Source organism: Ruegeria sp. HKCCD6604 (assembly GCF_013110635.1).
Lineage (GTDB): Bacteria > Pseudomonadota > Alphaproteobacteria > Rhodobacterales > Rhodobacteraceae > Ruegeria.
In genome coordinates this window covers 25393-41376 of the sequence record NZ_WVQW01000012.1, presented here as the reverse complement: position 1 = coordinate 41376, position 15984 = coordinate 25393, and the positions used below count along the sequence as shown (strand labels likewise).

The window sequence follows — 15984 nt, the reverse complement described above, 5'->3', positions numbered from 1 at the left end:
CCCGGTCAGTCCGCCGCGCCGTTCTCGAAAGCACCAGCTTCCAAGGCATGGGCTAGATCGGCCCGCCCTGCACGATGCGCGGCCTGCGCAAAAGCCGCGCCGAACCGGCCCAATACCTGATCTTCACGCCAGAGCGTCTCAAACCCGTGCCGCGCCGCTGCGGCCATCTGATCCCGCGCGGCACCTCCGTTCTGAAAACGGCGCATGGCTGCGATCAGATCATCTTCGGTTTCGAACAGTTCCCCGCCCCCTGCCCGCTCGACGATCTCGGGGAACGGACCCAGCCGCCGGGCGATCACCGGCGTGCTCAGCCGGAAGCTTTCGATCAGGATGATGCCGAAGGTTTCATAACAGACCGAGGGCACGATCAGCCCCAGTGCGCCACGATAGTAAGCGTTCAACTCGTCCGGCGTCTTGCGGCCCAGGAATTTGATCCGGTCATTGCCTGCGGCCTGTGCCTTCAACTCATCCGCATAGTCACCATCACCCAGGATCAGCAGATCCGCGTCGGGATAGCGGTCAAAGGCCGGGAACACATCCTGCAACCCCTTGATCTTTTCCAACCGCCCGACAAACAGGAAATAGGGGCGGTCATGCGCCGCCGGTTCCGGCAAGGCGCTCTGATCCAGGTCGGGCAGGAAATAGGGCAGCACCTGCATGTCCTGCCGCAGGCCGAATTCACGATGTTTGGCGCAGCTGAATTCGCTTTTGGCAATGATCAGATCCATGTGATCCAGCGCCCGGTCCAGCGCACCGGTATAGCGCCAGAGCTGCGGCGGACGCTTGTGCTGCAACACGCAGCGCAGGCACTGGCGGTCATCGCACAGCTCGCGCCCATGTCGCCACAGCACATGGGTCGGGCAGACCAGCCAGTGCTCATGCGCTTCATAGACTTTCAACCCCTCGCCCATCGGCAACAGGCCCGGCCCGCCGATCAGGGATGTGTTGTTGTGCCAGATGATATCCGGCTTCCGCTCGGCCAGTATCTCGCGAATGCGGGCGGTGTGCACAACCGGGCGGCCCAGTTGCTGGGTCAGCAGGTTCGACATCATGCCGTTGCGGCTGCGCAGGCCGATCCGCCGCACCCCGTCGGGGTCGCCCTCGGGCTGGGGCTTGCCGCCCAGGATCAGATAGCTGTCTTCGTCATGCACCACCGTCACGTCATGCCCGCGCGCCACAAGCGCCCGCGCCATGCGCTGAATGCCGATGGCGTCACCGCCAAAGGAATAGGGGGGATAAAATGTGGTGAACATCAAAATGCGTAACGATTTCATCTATCTCTCAATTCCTTGAGTGTCAGCCGCAGGCAGGTGCCCGCCTTGCGGCCCAAGCATCGAAACCAGCAGGCGCAGCCTGTCCCGCTGGAGCAGAAAAGCCAGCAAACCATAGGCCAGAACACCCGTCACCGTACCGGCAAGTAAAAGCAAAGCCGGGGACAGGCCGCCCAGTTGCCACATGACCCCCTGCACTGCCGCCACCATCCCCCCTGACAGCAGAAGCGGCGCAAGATGCTGCCGCATCAAAGCCGGGCCGGACAGCCCGGCAATATACCCCAGATTGGCAAATTTGAGCGGCCAGACCAGCAGAAAGACAGCCACAAAACCGGCTGTGACGACCGGCAACCCATACGGGGCCAGCACCACAATCACCCCCGCCGCCAGCGCCACCTCGACCCAGGACAGAACCGCCAGACGACCGGGCTGACCGGCCGCCAGACAAAAGGTCTGCTGCACCTTTTCGGCACACAGATACATGCCAAACACCGACATCAGGCTCAGGACCGGAGCCGCCGGAGCCCATTTCTGACCGAACAGCAGCACCAGCGCCGGTTCCGACAGAACCGCCAGCCCGGCAAAGGCCGGAAAGGCCAGAAACCCGGTCAGGCGCATGACGTCGATCAGCAAATCCGTCGCCGGACCACCATCGCGCGCCGCCGCACCAAAGGCAGGCTGCGCCACGGTGCGCAGCGGTGTGATAATCAGGAACGAGGCGGTCTCGATCACGCGCCAGGCGATTGCGTAATACCCCGCCGGAACCGGCCCCAGCATCGCGCCGATGATCACCGCAGGCGATTGCACCGCAGCCAGTTCGGCCGCGCGCAGGCCCAGAATCCGGTGACTGAAATGCAAGACCCTGCGCATGTGATCCCGTGACGCATGGAATGCCGGGCGCCAGGAGACCGCCCCCCAGGCCATCACGATATTGGTGGCCGTCATCGCCAGCCGCTGGCCGACCAGGCTCCAGACCCCGTATCCCGCCAGCGCCATGCCAATGCCCACGACCCCTCCGACCGCCGCGCCGAGCGCTGCACGGATGGCCAGAACACGGAACCGCATTTCCCGGCGCAGGATCGCAACCGGCACCGCCGTCAGGGAAATCATCAGCACCGTTGGGGACAATCCGATCAACAATTCACGCGCAACCGGCTCATTGTAGAAATATGAGACCGGCCCCGCCCCCAGATACAGCACAACCGTCAACACGCCCCCCAGCAGCGCCAACAGCCAGAAAACCGAGTTCAACCGCTCTGGTGACAGCGCCTCATGGGTCAGCAGAATGTCGGAAATCGTTTCACGGACCAGGAATTCGGAAAACAGCACAAAGGCTGCAACCATCGCCAGAAGACCAAAGGCCTCGACCCCTAAAATACGGGCAAGAATGGCAAAAATGATGAAATTGAACACCTGCTCGACCCAGATACCGGCCGACATCCAGGCAACTCCGCTGCTGAAACTCTGCCGCCCTGACACCCGTTTCCTTCCTGTTGCCCGAACCCCGCCAAGTGCCGATGGACACATGGCTCAAACACTCACACCTGTTGCGCACAGTATGCGCAATTGCAAACTTGACGCCTTAACGGTCGAATTTGGTCAAATTTATTGTCTATGTTCAGTCTGTACGTGTTCGAATACTATACGCAATACAGGGAATTATGCCCGTCATGTTCCAGGCGCCACGCAATTCTTGCAGCGGGGGCTGGGGCAGGGATTATTGAGTGAATAAAAGGTTTTCATTTTCATGAACAAAGTCGCAGAGCCGATGGAGACGAACAGCACCACACCCGAAGAGCTGATCGCATTGGAAACCGCCGGCATGAGCCTGAGCGTGGTCATCCCCGCCTATAACGAGGAAAACGCCGTCCGCCACACGGTCGAGGACGTGCGCACCCATCTCGAACCGCTGGGCATTCCCTACGAGATCATCGTGGTGGACGATGCCAGCCAGGACAACACCCGCGCCGAGGCCGAGGCCAGCGGTGCCACCGTCACCTTCAACGATGTCAATTCCGGCTATGGCGCCAGCCTCAAGCGCGGGGTGCGGATGGCGCAGCATGAATATGTGGCCATTCTGGATGCCGACAGCACCTATCCCGCGCGCTACCTGCCCGGAATGCTGGCCATGTGCCGCGATCAGGACATGGTCGTGGGCGACCGGGGCGCGGCGATGAAGAACGTGCCGCTGCTGCGCCGTCCGGCCAAGAAATTCCTGTTCGCCTTTGCCTCGTTCCTGGCCGAGCGCAAGATCAACGATCTGAATTCCGGCCTGCGGGTGTTTCGCAAATCCGAGCTGATCCCGTTCCTGCCGCTCTTGCCACAGAATTTCTCGTTCACCACCACGATCACGCTGTGCATGACCTCGAACGGCAAGCGGATGATCTATACGCCGATTGAATACGGCAAGCGGGTGGGCAAATCGAAAATCCGGCCGATCGACTTTCTAAACTTCATCATCCTGATCCTGCGCATCAGCACGCTGTTCAATCCGCTGCGGGTGTTCATTCCGCTGGGGCTGGCGTTTTTCACGCTGGGCACGGTGAAGTTCATTATCGATATGTTCTACTGGAACCTCAGCGAAACGGCGGTGTTCTCGTTCCTGGCCGCGATCATGATCTGGTCGCTGGGGCTGATCGCCGACATGATCTCGCGGCTGCATCTCAGACCGTGACATGAGCGGCGGTATGCTTTCCGATCCAAATCAACGGCGCTGGCTGATCCGGGTGGCCGGGTCGGCTCTGGTGCTGGCAATCCTGTTCTGGATTCTGCCGGCCGATGCAATTGTAACAGCGCTGAGGGCGATCCCGATCTGGGTTTTCCTGTCCGTGTTCGTTCTGTTCCTGTTGGCCCATGTTGGCGCGGCCCTGAAATGGTGGCTGCTGCTGAACCGGGGGCTTTCGCCCCTGCTGGCCATCCGGGCGCATTTTGCCGGGCTGGCTGCCAACCTGTGCCTGCCCGGAGCTATTGGCGGCGATACGGTGCGGGCCGGTCTGGCGCAGGCGGCGATGAAAGACGGCGCGCAGGTTGTTGCGGGCGCAACCGTTGATCGGCTGATCGACATGGTGGCGCTGCTGACCCTGTCCTGTCTGGGCCTGGTCCTGACATGGGAAAGTGCGGCGGGCGGGCATATGATCTGGCCAGTGGCGCTGATCCTGCTGGCCGCGCTGGCGGGTATGGTCGCCTTGCCGCGCCTGCTGCCCCTGCCCTGGCGCTATGTCCCGTCCCTGCCCGGCAAGGGGTTTGCCCATCGTCTGGCCGATGCACTGGCCGGGATGGGCCGCAAACCCGGCACGCTGGCAGTCGCTTTCATCGCATCTGTGCTGATCCAGTTGCTGCTGGTCCTGCTGGCCTGGTGGCTGGCGCTGGCGGCGGGTGTCGATGTGGCCGCCGGGCCATGGATCTTCGCCTGGCCGCTGGCCAAGATCATCGCCGTGCTGCCCGTGTCTTTGAACGGGCTGGGCCTGCGCGAGGCCACATTGGCCGGTTTCCTGGCCCCCTTCGGCGCCAGCGCCCCGGCTGTCGTGGCCGCCGGGCTGGTCTGGCAGGTTGTGTTGTTTACAGCGGGCGGGTTTGGCGCGCTGGTTCTGACCATGTCCGGAATGCGGTTCAGCGCCCCGGCAAATTCCCAAAAGGAAGAGTGCAAGTGACGGATGTTTCCCGACCCAATGGCGGCGACACGCCTGAAGTCATCATTCTGGGCGCCGGGCCGGCCGGTCTGGCCGCAGCCCATGCCCTGACCGGGCAGGCGAAAGTGACCGTGATCGAACGCGCGCCCAGTGCCGGGGGCAATTCGGCCTCATTCCCGATTGAGGGCGTGATCTGTGATTACGGCTCGCACAGGTTTCATCCGGCGGCAGAGCCCGAGGTTCTGGCCGATGTGAAATCCCTGCTGGGCGACGATCTGCTGCTGCGCCCGCGCCACGGGCGCATCCGGCTGGGCGGCAAATGGATTCACTTTCCGCTGAAACTGACCGACGCGCTGATGCGCCTGCCCAAACCCTTTGCCGCGTCGCTGATCGGCGACATGGTGCTGAAACCCTTCCGCAAGAAAAGCGAAGGCCCCGAGACGTTCTCGACCGTGCTGTATGACGGGCTGGGCCCGACGATTTCGGACAATTTCTATTTCCCATACGTGCGCAAGCTGTGGGGGCTGGATCCGGACAAGCTGGCGGTGAAACTGGCCGAACGTCGGGTGGGCAGCGGATCGGTCGGCAAGATCCTGATGAAGATGCTGCGCCTGCTGCCGGGGCTGCGCAGCGAAACCGCGGGGCGGTTCTTTTATCCGCGCAAGGGGTTCGGGCAGATCTCGGACGCGATGCGCAACAGTGCCGAGGCCAATGGCGCCACCTTCCTGTTCAACACCGAAATCACCGCCATCGAACGGGACGGCAATCGCATCACCGGGTTGACGATCCGCGACGAAGAGGGCGAGCGGCACCTGACCGGCGATCTGATCCTGTCGACCATCCCGCTGACCGGGCTGACGCGCCTGATCGGCGACCCTCCGGCAGAGGTGGTCGAGGCCGCCCGCGCCATCCGCTTCCGCGGCATGATCCTGCTGTATCTGGTGCTGGAGACCGACCAGTTCACCGAATTCGATGCCCATTACTTCCCGGAACTGTCGATCCCGATCAGCCGCATGTCGGAGCCCAAGAACTATAACGCCAGTGGCGCGCCGAAGGGCGTCACCGTTCTGTGCGCCGAGTTGCCCTGCGACCCGGATGAAAAATGGTGGTCCATGTCCGACGAGGAACTGGGGCAGGAATTCACCAAATGGCTGGGTCAGTTGGGCCTGCCCGTCACCGTGCCGGTGCGCCGCTGCGAAACCCGGCGGCTGAGCCATGCCTATCCGGTCTACGATGTGGGCTATGAAGAGCGGTTCGATACGGTTGATCAGTGGCTCTCGGATATGGACGGATTGCTCGTATTTGGACGGCAGGGCCTGTTCGCCCACGACAATACGCACCACGCATTTGCCATGGCCTATGGCGCGGCGGATTGCATCGACGACAAGGGCAATGTCGACCGCGCGAAATGGAACAGCTATCGTGAGGTCTTTGCCACCCATGTGGTGGAAGACTGACCCATGCCCGCCTGGCAGGCCGATATCCTGATGTATCATTCGATCTCGGACGCGCCGGGACCAACCTCGATCGCGCCCAACATCTTTGCGGCACAGATGCGGGCGCTGGCGGCGTCCGGCCTGCCGGTGGTGACGCCGGACGCGCTGGCCAACCCGCCTGCCCCCCGTGTGGTCATCATCAGCTTCGATGACGGGTTTGAAGATTTCGCCGATACCGCCTGGCCGATCCTGCGCGAACATGGCTTCTGCCCGATCGTCTATCTGCCCTCGGGCCTGATGGGTGGCACCGACAGCTGGGCCGGGGGCAATATCCCGCCCCGCCCGCTGATGGATTGGGACATGGTCAAGGCGCTGGCAGCGGAAGGGGTCAGCTTTGGCGCACATAGTGTCAGCCATCCCGATCTGTCGACGCTGGATGCAGAGACCTTGGAGGAAGAAGTCACCGGATCCGGTCCAGATATTGCCGCCCGGCTTGGTCAACCCGTCCGGCATTTCGCCCCGCCCTATGGCGCGTCGAACCCGAATGTACGCGCACAGATCGCCCGGCACTACGATACCTCGGTCGGCACCCGTCTGGGCGTAGCCGGGCCAGGGGATGACATCCACGACCTGCCGCGGCTCGAGATGTTCTATTTCACCGACATCGCCCGCTGGCAGGCGCATCTGGCCGGGCGGGGCGGCCCCTATTTGACGGCCCGCAAACTGATGCGCGGCGTGCGAAGCGGGCTGAGCAGGGTGCTGCCCATCAACTGAATGTCAGGCTTCGGGTGCAAGCGTTCCGATCCGGTGGGCATTCGCCATCACACTGAATGTAATTGTCGTCGCCGGGATGGTCGGCAGGACAGAGGCATCAACGACGTGAATGCGCGTCGCACCATACGGGCGCCCCAGCACATCGCTTTCACCCGGGCCCGGGTCATCCGACATCGGCAGATCACCTCCGACATGAAAACTGGCCCCCGGCGCCCCGAACCGCGCTGCAAAAGACAGGCTGGTCAGACCAAGCCCCCGCAAGGTCCGGCCATAGCGCGCAAGCGCTGCCCGCATTGTCTCGGCGGTTGCGGGATTTTCGTTCAGTTCCGGGCGTAGCCGCCCATCCTCTGCCAGACGCAAGGCTATTTCATGCGAATGATCGGAATGCAGGAAAACCTGCGCCACGATCAGACGTCGGGCCAGCGCCTCAAGCAGCGGCCCGCTGCCGGGTATCCGGTTTCCATAGTTCTGTTTCAGATCGCGGGCATAGTATTCATTCCAGGTATAGATCTGCGCGTGAACCAGTTGCCGCGACACGGTCGGGTCATCCAGTTCGGCAAAAAGCTGCGGCAGCGTCTGATAGGGCAAAACATCGGGCCGCCTTGACGCCCGCCAGCGGTGCAGCATCGGCAGAAAGGCCTGCTGGCTGTCTTTCAACACCAGCTCCATGCCCCGCAAGCCGGGTGACGCCAACAGGATACGCGCGCTTTCCAGCACCCCGGCGGCCAGAAACACCCGGTTTCCGCGGACATCGCTGCCATCTGCCAAAGTGACGGCAACCTCGTCGCCTTCCTCGCGGACCTGCCGCACCACGTGATCCGCGCGGTAGGCAAAGCCTGGCTCTGCCTGCAATGTCGTACGCGCCTGCCGCGCCGACCAGATCAGCGACCACGGGCACCCGTGCAGACACAGCCCGCAGGTCTGACAGCCCGGCCCAACCGCCTGCCGCGCCAGACCGACATGCATCCCAGCCCCCTGCAATGCCTTCGCCTTCTGCCTGGAACGGGCCAGCAGCATCTCGGCCTGTGCGGTTGGTGGAACGGGTGTTCGGCCTGTCATATCGCAGGCGGGAAAGAGGTTTTGCAGCCCGTCCTTTTGCCCGGACACGGGCATTATGTCCGCCACCGCCCTGTAATGTGGGGCAAGATCGTCGGTCGTTATGGGCCAGTCGTCGATATCCGCCTGCCGATACGGCAAGACCGCAGCGCCCCAGACATTGGACAGCCCGCCCGCCGCCCGCGACGCGCGCAAAGCAAACCAATCCGCCCCTTCCGCCAGTGTGCGCGCAGATGAGGCCAGCGCATAACCTGTTCCATAGCGCCACACCTCGCCTTCCGGAGCCTGAAACTGAGGCTCCATCCAGGCTGTACGCGCCTCGGCGCTCCAGTCTTCGGCGCGGGTTCGGGACATCTGCTGCACCCGGTCCGTGACCCCGGGCCCCGGTTCCACCCCGGCATCCAGCATCGTGACGTTTCGCCCCCGCGCCAGTAAGGCCCGGGCGACGGAAACCCCGGCAGGCCCGGACCCTATGACAAGATCGCTCACTGCGCCTTTACTGCCCGGACCAGAACCAGCATTTCATAGTTGGGATCATGGGTGGACAGTTCTTCGGGCGCAATTTCACTGGCCCCAAGGCCGTGCAGGTTGCAGATGCAGGTAAAGACATTGCCAACGGTCGACACCTCGACATTCTCTGCCGGGAAGACCGCCCGGAACAGGCGGCGCTTGGACTGGCTGGTGAAATGCCAGTATTCGCCCCAGTCATCCACGCCTTCGCGCCGCGCCACACGGGTCATCCCATGCGAGGTGCACAGCACCACACCACCGGGTTTCAGAATGCGTTCCAGCGTAGCAATCGCCTTGTCGACCTCAAAGATCATCTGAAGGGTTTGGGTGATGATGATGCAGTCGAAACTGTTGTCGGGAATATGCGGCGCATCGGTGATATCCGCCACGATGGTCGCTTGTGGATTGCCCTCGACATAGCTCAGCACATCCGCCTGCGTGACCCGGTCACCGCCGAATTTCTTCGTATAGGCCGGATCGCCGAATTCCAGAACCCGGCCACGGATGTCGTCGCTGTGGTTTTGCAGGAACTCTTCCATGTAATAGCGCTCGATGGTCAGCAGATCGCGGTCCTGGCCGAACACGGCACTGATCGGCGACAGCCGCCGCAGCCCGCCGAAATCCACCGACCCCACGGGGGTCGATTGCAGATTGTGCAGCCGCTGCTGTTTGCGGATCCATTTCCGCAGCCTTTCGGGCAGCAGCACGGTTGCGGTGTCGCGCACCAGCTTTTCAACTCTTTGTCCCGGTGTCATCGTGATCAGCCCTTCATGCGTAGGCTTTGGCGCGTTTCTCGGCCATGATATCGGCGATGATATCATCCAGCGTGCGCGCCGGGCTGAACCCGGTATAGCGCCGCAGCTTGGACACATCCGGCAGACGGCGGGCCATGTCTTCGAACCCTTCGGGATAGACCTCTTCGTAAGGCACCAGCCGGATTTCCGAGGTTGAGCCCGTTGCGGCAATCACCTTTTCGGCCAGCCCCCGGATCGTCACTTCCTGTTCACCACCGATATTGAAGACCTGCCCCCGGGCTTCGGGGACATCGAGCAGACGCACAAGCGCCTCGATCACATCGGCCACATGGCTGAAACAGCGCGATTGCTCGCCGGTGCCATGAACCTGAATCGGCTGACCGGCCAGGGCCGCTTCGATGAAGTTCGGCACCACCATGCCATAGCGCCCGGTCTGGCGCGGGCCAGTCGTGTTGAAAAAGCGCAGCACGACCACCGGCAGATCCACCTCGCGCGCATAGGCCAGTGCCATGAACTCATCCAGCGTTTTGGCGCAGGCATAGGACCAGCGCAGCACGCTGGTTGCGCCGATCGTCAGGTCGTCATCTTCGTTGAACGGGAATTTCGAGGCCTTGCCGTAAACCTCGGAACTGGAGGCGATGAAGACCAGCGGCTTGTTGCGCAGGGCCGCGCGCAACACGTTCTGCGTGCCGTCCACATTGGTTGCAATCGACTGGCTGGGCTGATCCATGATCAGCTTGACCCCGACCGCGGCGGCCATGTGAAACACCGCGTCAGCAGCCCCGACCAGTTCCTCGACCAATGTGGCATCCAGAACGCTGCCTTCGACAAAACGAAAGGCGGAATGACCCTGAACGGAAGACAGGTTTTGCAGCGATCCGGTGGACAGGTCATCCAGCACCGTCACCTCATGCCCATTGCCAATCAGACGCTCGGCCAGATGTGATCCGATAAAACCGGCCCCGCCCGTGATCAATATTTGCATGAATAACCCTCGTACCAACAGAATCCACTCTAATGCCACAGGCTTAGCATAGGGATCGGTGGCCACCAAATGGTAGATACCGCTATGGTGCGCTGACAGGCCGGGCCTGCACAGTTTTGGAAGAAGGGCTGAATTGTTGCACAACGCATTAAGAATGTTGAACCTGCGGACATGACCGAAAAACACGTGGACCCCCGCCCCGGCGACGGGCTTGCAAGCCAGCGCGTGGTCGTGACCGGCGCCACCGGCTTTATCGGCCGGCGCCTGATCGATGCGCTGCTGAAACTGGGATGTGACGTGACCGCCTTGCTGCGCACGCGCCACGGGGCTGCCGCGTTGGAACAGGCCGGAGCAAAGGCACTGGTTTGCCCGCTGCACCCCGGCCCGGCTCTGACGCAGGCGCTGGACGGTGCGGCGGCTCTGTTTCATCTGGCTTACGATTTCCGGGCCTCCGGCGCGGACAACCTTGCAGCCTTCGACGCGCTTGCCAAAGCCGCCGAAGACGGGTCTTGCAACCGTATCGTGCATCTGAGTTCCGCCGTGGTCTATGACAGCTGGCCCAACGGGCCGATCACCGAACGCAACCCGATCACGCCGGAAGATGTGCAAAGCTATCGCGGTGCCAAAATCGCAATGGAACAGAGACTGTTGCAGGGGAAATGCGACGCCGCCATCTTGCAGCCGACCATCGTCTATGGGCCCGGCAGTGCGCTTTGGACCAACGGGCCATTGGCGATGATGCGCAGGGGCGGCATCATCCTGCCCGACCCGCCCGGACAATGCCCGGCCGTGCATGTCGATGACGTGGTGCAGGCCGCCCTGCGCGCGGCCTCATCACCCCGGACCGGGGTCGAGCGATACCTGATCAGCGGGCCGGACATGTTGGGATGGAAGACGTTTTTCGAAGGCTATGCCCACCTTGCCGGATGCGGAGAGGTTCGGATTGATCCGGCTGCGAACCCGACCCCGCCGCCGTCGCCCAATGGCAATGCGCCCTCAGGCCCCTCTCTGGCGGGGCAGCTCAGCGCGCATCTGCGCCGCCTTGTCGGGCGCCGCCGGGTCGAGGCCGCCGCAAACTGGGCACGGTCCGTTCAGGCCCGGCTGGCAAAACCCCGGCCCGTGATGCCTGACATGGCGGGACGCAGGCTTTTTGCCGGTCAGCCAGAGGTTTCAACCCGATATGCACAGGATCAGATCGGGTATGTGCCTCGTGTTTCCTTCGACGAATGGATCGAGCATATGCGAAAACAATCGGCACGCTGATTCAAGACTGCCTTGTTTTTGGAAACACCCATTCCGGGTCTTTGCCGGGAACGACAAATTAGTTGGCTTCGTTCCCGATCTGTCCTATCCGATGAAGAGAGAAGGTTTCCAATCTGCTAAGCTAATTTTAATTCAGTGTGACTTTGTACGATCAGGATAGATTATGAACTACGAAACCTCGCACCATCAGTCCCTCAAGCAGCTTATCGCGGCGCGCGATGCGCGGGTTGCCGTGGTCGGGCTGGGCTATGTCGGCCTGCCGCTGGCGCTGACGGCTTATGATGAAGGGTTTGATACCACCGGCGTTGATCTCAACCCCGACCGGGTGGCGCGGATCAATCAGGGGGGTCAGGTCATCTCGTATCTGGCACCGGATCGGATCGCACACGCGGTGGAGAGTGGGCGCTTTCGCGCAACGCAGGACGCCGCAGCACTGGCCGAGGCCGATATCATCCTGATCTGTGTGCCGACCCCGCTGACCGACGCACAAGATCCCGACATGCGTTTTGTCGCCGCCGCCGCGCAGACCATCGCACAGCATCTGCGCCCCGGTCAGATGGTGGTGCTGGAAAGCAGCGTCTGGCCCGGAGCCACGACCACGCTGGTTCAGCCGATCCTCGAAGCGGGCGGTCTGCGGGCAGGTTCCGATTTCTTCCTGGCCTTCTCGCCCGAGCGCGAAGACCCCGGCAATGACAAGTTCGACACGCACAGCATCCCGAAAGTGGTCGGTGCCGACGATCCGCAATCGCGGCAACTGGTCGAGGATTTCTATCGCGCCATCGTCACCAGCGCCGTGCCGGTCAGCTCGGCCGCCACCGCCGAAGCGGTGAAGCTGGTCGAAAACAGCTTTCGCACCGTCAATATCGCGCTGGTCAACGAATTGAAGACCGCGCTTGAAGCAATGGACGTGGATGTCTGGGAAGTGATCGAGGCTGCGGCGACCAAGCCGTTTGGCTTCATGCCCTTCTATCCCGGTCCTGGAATTGGTGGGGCCTGCATCCCGGTGTCTCCGGCCTATCTGGCCTGGCGCGCCGCGGATGCAGGATCTGATACGCCGCTGATCAATCTGGCCCGCTCCAGCAATGACGCGGTCCCTTCGATGCTGGCGGCACGGATGGCGGCGGAACTGGCCGCGCGCAACGGGTCTGCACTGGCGGAAACCGGGCAACCCCTGACCGGACAGCGCATTCTGTTGATGGGCATCGCCTATAAACGCGATGTCGAGGACACCCGCCGCAGCCCGGCGCTGGTGCTGCTGGACGAGCTGGAAAAGCTGGGGGCCGAGGTTGACTATCACGATCCGTATTTCCCCCGCCTGCCCGAAGGTGGCGAATATCCGCAGCTTGCGGGCCGGACATCCCAGCCGCTGACGGCGGACAACCTGAAACGCTATGCGGCGGTGGCCGTAATCACCGATCACAGCGCCCCGGATTATGGTCTGGTCGCGCGCGAGGCCGCGCTGGTCTTCGACACGCGCAACGTCTTTGAAAAGCAGGGGATCAGGGTGGCAGACGGACGGCTGGTCAAGATGTAACCGTCTTGCCGGCGATGGCGCACCCCGTCGGCTCCTGCCCGAATATCGATATGTGTTGACAGATATTCTCTGCATCAGGACACTTTCCAGGATAACACCATGCGGGTTCAGGAGCGATAATTGCAGGTTTCATCAGCTGCCTCATCTCATGTGAAGTCGGCCTCTGCACAATTGCGCGGTGAATACCTGATCAGTATTGCCATTCTGGCAAAGGGCGATATCGCGGATATCGAGAAGACAACGCTTGAAGCGTTGCAGTTTCTGGAAAACACAACCGAGTTCTTTGAAATCCTGCTGCTTGTCGGAACAACGGATTACGATCGTAACCGGGACGTTTTTGACCGTCTGTTCCATCTGCGCAATTTGCGCAGCCTGATCCTGCGTGAAGGAACCGGCGAGTACCGCGCCGCTGTTATTGCCGCAATGGAAACAATCGGCGACTTTGCAATCATTGTTTCCCCGGATGAACACCCCCTTATCGATCTTCGGAAAATCTACGACACCATGACCAGCACCGGTGCCTCGGTCAGGTTGCGGAACCCAAACCGGGCTGGTCTTCCGGCCCGCGCTGCGGCCGGTTTGCTGAGCCTGATTTCCGGCTATGACGTTGATCCTCAGATTCTGCGGTCAGCGGCGTTTCATCGCTCTCATATCGGGTGGATCGCCTCAAGATCCGATCGGGAAATTGCCTTGCGTTTCATGCCACGCAGCGGCGGGCATTCCGAAGATGTCACGACGCTGGACGTCGATCCGGGTCAGGATTTCCGCAACAGACGCTCAATCTACCTCAAGTTCGGGATGGCGATGGAAATCCTGTCCAACTCGCCCCCCAGTATTCTGCGTTTTCTGGCGATGCTGAGCTTTTTTGTTTCATTCTGTTCAGTTCTGTTTTTCTTCTACGCGATCTGCCTGTTCGTCTTTGGCGCCACGCTGCAACCCGGCTGGTTCACGACCAGCATCGCGATCAGCGGCTCCACCGCGCTGGCGGGCCTTTTGTTCGGTGCCATTGCGACAGCGCTCTATCAGATTCTCAACAGATTGCAGGACAATACGGGCGACGAGGTCATCCGGGAATTGAACAACACCGATTTCTTCAAGAATTTCCGGAGGGTCAATGTCGAGACCATGGCTCCGGATTGACGCCCCCGATCAACCGTGATGACCCATTCAGCCCCCCCTGAACCGGCAGGTGCTGCGGATTTCGACGTCGTCATCATAGGCGGCGGGTTCTTTGGCTGTGCGCTCAGCCTGCTGTTTCGCAGTATGACCGACCGGATATTGGTGATCGAACGCGACGCCGAACTGATGACACGTGCCTCGGCGGTCAATCAGGCGCGGGTTCACTCTGGCCTGCATTATCCCAGAAACTTTGTCACAGCGCAGCGGTCCCTGAAGAACTTTCCGATATTCACAGACGCCTTCCGAAGTTGCATTCAGGACGATTTCGAAATGCTCTACGCCATCGCCCGGCGCAAATCGCATGTGCAGGCCAACCGGTTCGAGGCGATGTACAAGCTGATGGGTGCCCCCATTCAGCGCGCCAGCCCGTCGCAAAGCGCCTTGTTCGACACAACCGAAATCGAGGCGGTATTCACCTGTCAGGAATATGCGTTTGACTGGACCAGGCTGCGGCAGCACCTGCGGGCAAGAATGGCCAAGCATGACGTACCTGTCTGGTTCGAAACCGAAGCACATCGGGTTCGGAAGACCAAAAGCGGGCATCTCGAAGTCGACCTTTCGAACGGTGCCACGGTTGGCGCTAAAACGGTTTTCAATGTCGGCTATGCCCAGATCAATACATTGCTGAGAAACAGCGGTCTTGATCTGTACCCTCTGAAACATGAAATGGTCGAGATTGCGCTGGTCACCCCCCCTGCCGAGCTGAACCACCTTGCCGTCACCGTAATGGACGGGCCTTTCTTTTCGGTCATGCCCTTCCCGGCTGAAGGGGCCTATTCTCTGTCGCATGTCCGCTATACGCCTCAGGCGTCGTGGATCGATACACCTGCGGGTCCCTCCGCATATGAACAGTTCGAACAGTTGCAGCATCACAGCCGCTGGCGTCACATGGTCAATGATGCGGCGCGCTATATGCCCTGCCTGGCTGGCATCGAATGGCAGCAGTCACTGTTTGACGTAAAGACGGTGCTGTTGCGCAACGAGTTTGACGATGGACGGCCTATCCTGATGGATGAGCACGAGCAGATGCCGGGCTTGTTTTCAATACTCGGAGGGAAAATCGACAATATTTTCGACCTGTTCGAGTTTCTCCAGGCCAGACGCCCGGACTGGGCCGCGTTGTCACCACATCTGGTGACCGAGACCTGATGCGCTTTCTGAGGTTCACAGCAATCAGCGGGATCGGTCTGGTCGTCGACATTGTGATGGCCCTTTTCCTGCATCGGGTTGCCGGGGTCCCGCTGTGGCTATCGGCGACGCTGAGCTTTCTGGCTGTTGGTGCATGCAACTATCTGCTGTTTGAATTCTGGCTGTTCCGCTCTGACAACAGTGCCGTTTCGATGCGGCGCCTGGCCGGGGTTCTGCTGAGCGCGGCCTGTGCCGGCGGTGCCAGAATCGCAACAATCGTGGCAATTGAGCCCTTTGTTGACGCTGCTTTTACAGCCAGCTGGCTACGCGACACTCTGATCCTGTTGGCGGGGGCCAGCGTGTCACTTACGGTGAATTTTGTTATAAACTCCCGCATTGTTTTCAAACGGAATACGCAAGGGTTACCACCGGAAGAGTTGTAAGCCTGATCTGTGTGTCAAAGA

Annotated in this window: 14 protein-coding genes; 9 read left to right on the top strand and 5 right to left on the bottom strand. The window is 61.3% G+C overall.

The genetic code is table 11. The annotated features are described in order from the left end of the window. Positions 1–5: 5 nt before the first annotated feature. Positions 6–1274, bottom strand: a complete 1269-nt coding sequence (locus GS614_RS19935) for a glycosyltransferase (RefSeq protein ID WP_216601223.1) — start codon at positions 1272–1274, stop codon at positions 6–8. Beyond that, positions 1275–2711: a lipopolysaccharide biosynthesis protein gene (locus tag GS614_RS19930; RefSeq protein WP_171727154.1), complete on the bottom strand. Its 1437-nt coding sequence runs from the start codon at positions 2709–2711 to the stop codon at positions 1275–1277. A gap of 307 nt (positions 2712–3018) precedes the next feature. Between GS614_RS19930 and GS614_RS19925 the strand changes: the two genes are divergently transcribed. From GS614_RS19925 to GS614_RS19910, 4 genes are read left to right on the top strand one after another with little or no spacing between them, the layout of a single operon-like run. Continuing rightward, entirely contained in the window at positions 3019–3945 is a 927-nt protein-coding gene (locus GS614_RS19925; protein ID WP_171727153.1) for a glycosyltransferase family 2 protein, read from the top strand. A gap of 13 nt (positions 3946–3958) precedes the next feature. Beyond that, complete coding sequence (locus GS614_RS19920; protein WP_171233812.1) at positions 3959–4921, top strand: lysylphosphatidylglycerol synthase transmembrane domain-containing protein; 963 nt, start codon at positions 3959–3961, stop codon at positions 4919–4921. Beyond that, positions 4918–6357, top strand: coding sequence for an FAD-dependent oxidoreductase (locus GS614_RS19915; RefSeq protein ID WP_171727152.1), 1440 nt, complete (start codon positions 4918–4920; stop codon positions 6355–6357). The genes GS614_RS19920 and GS614_RS19915 overlap by 4 nt, the downstream gene beginning before the upstream one ends. Positions 6358–6360: 3 nt before the next feature. Next, on the top strand, positions 6361–7110 hold the full coding sequence (locus GS614_RS19910) for a polysaccharide deacetylase family protein (RefSeq protein WP_171727151.1): 750 nt from the start codon (positions 6361–6363) through the stop codon (positions 7108–7110). A gap of 3 nt (positions 7111–7113) precedes the next feature. Here GS614_RS19910 and GS614_RS22520 read toward each other — a convergent pair whose 3' ends face one another. The 3 genes from GS614_RS22520 to GS614_RS19895 are packed head-to-tail and all read right to left on the bottom strand — an operon-like array spanning position 7114 to position 10416. Beyond that, complete coding sequence (locus tag GS614_RS22520; protein WP_171727150.1) at positions 7114–8655, bottom strand: FAD-dependent oxidoreductase; 1542 nt, start codon at positions 8653–8655, stop codon at positions 7114–7116. Continuing rightward, positions 8652–9431: a methyltransferase domain-containing protein gene (locus GS614_RS19900; RefSeq protein ID WP_171120556.1), complete on the bottom strand. Its 780-nt coding sequence runs from the start codon at positions 9429–9431 to the stop codon at positions 8652–8654. Before GS614_RS19900 ends, GS614_RS22520 begins: the two co-directional genes overlap by 4 nt. 13 nt (positions 9432–9444) lie before the next feature. After that, positions 9445–10416, bottom strand: a complete 972-nt coding sequence (locus tag GS614_RS19895) for an NAD(P)-dependent oxidoreductase (RefSeq protein WP_171727149.1) — start codon at positions 10414–10416, stop codon at positions 9445–9447. Between the two features lie 171 nt (positions 10417–10587). On the opposite strand from GS614_RS19895, the gene GS614_RS19890 reads away from it, so the two are divergent. The 5 genes from GS614_RS19890 (at position 10588) to GS614_RS19870 (ending at position 15963) form a co-directional block, all read left to right on the top strand. Beyond that, positions 10588–11679: an NAD(P)-dependent oxidoreductase gene (locus tag GS614_RS19890; protein ID WP_171727148.1), complete on the top strand. Its 1092-nt coding sequence runs from the start codon at positions 10588–10590 to the stop codon at positions 11677–11679. A gap of 163 nt (positions 11680–11842) precedes the next feature. Further along, entirely contained in the window at positions 11843–13213 is a 1371-nt protein-coding gene (locus GS614_RS19885; protein ID WP_171364597.1) for a nucleotide sugar dehydrogenase, read from the top strand. A 120-nt stretch (positions 13214–13333) separates the two neighbouring features. Next, the gene (locus GS614_RS19880) at positions 13334–14353 is read left to right on the top strand and encodes a hypothetical protein (protein ID WP_171233805.1); all 1020 of its coding nucleotides are present in this window, start codon (positions 13334–13336) and stop codon (positions 14351–14353) included. A gap of 18 nt (positions 14354–14371) precedes the next feature. Next, positions 14372–15541, top strand: coding sequence for an FAD-dependent oxidoreductase (locus GS614_RS19875; protein WP_171727147.1), 1170 nt, complete (start codon positions 14372–14374; stop codon positions 15539–15541). Beyond that, on the top strand, positions 15541–15963 hold the full coding sequence (locus GS614_RS19870) for a GtrA family protein (RefSeq protein ID WP_171727146.1): 423 nt from the start codon (positions 15541–15543) through the stop codon (positions 15961–15963). Before GS614_RS19875 ends, GS614_RS19870 begins: the two co-directional genes overlap by 1 nt. Positions 15964–15984: the final 21 nt, after the last annotated feature.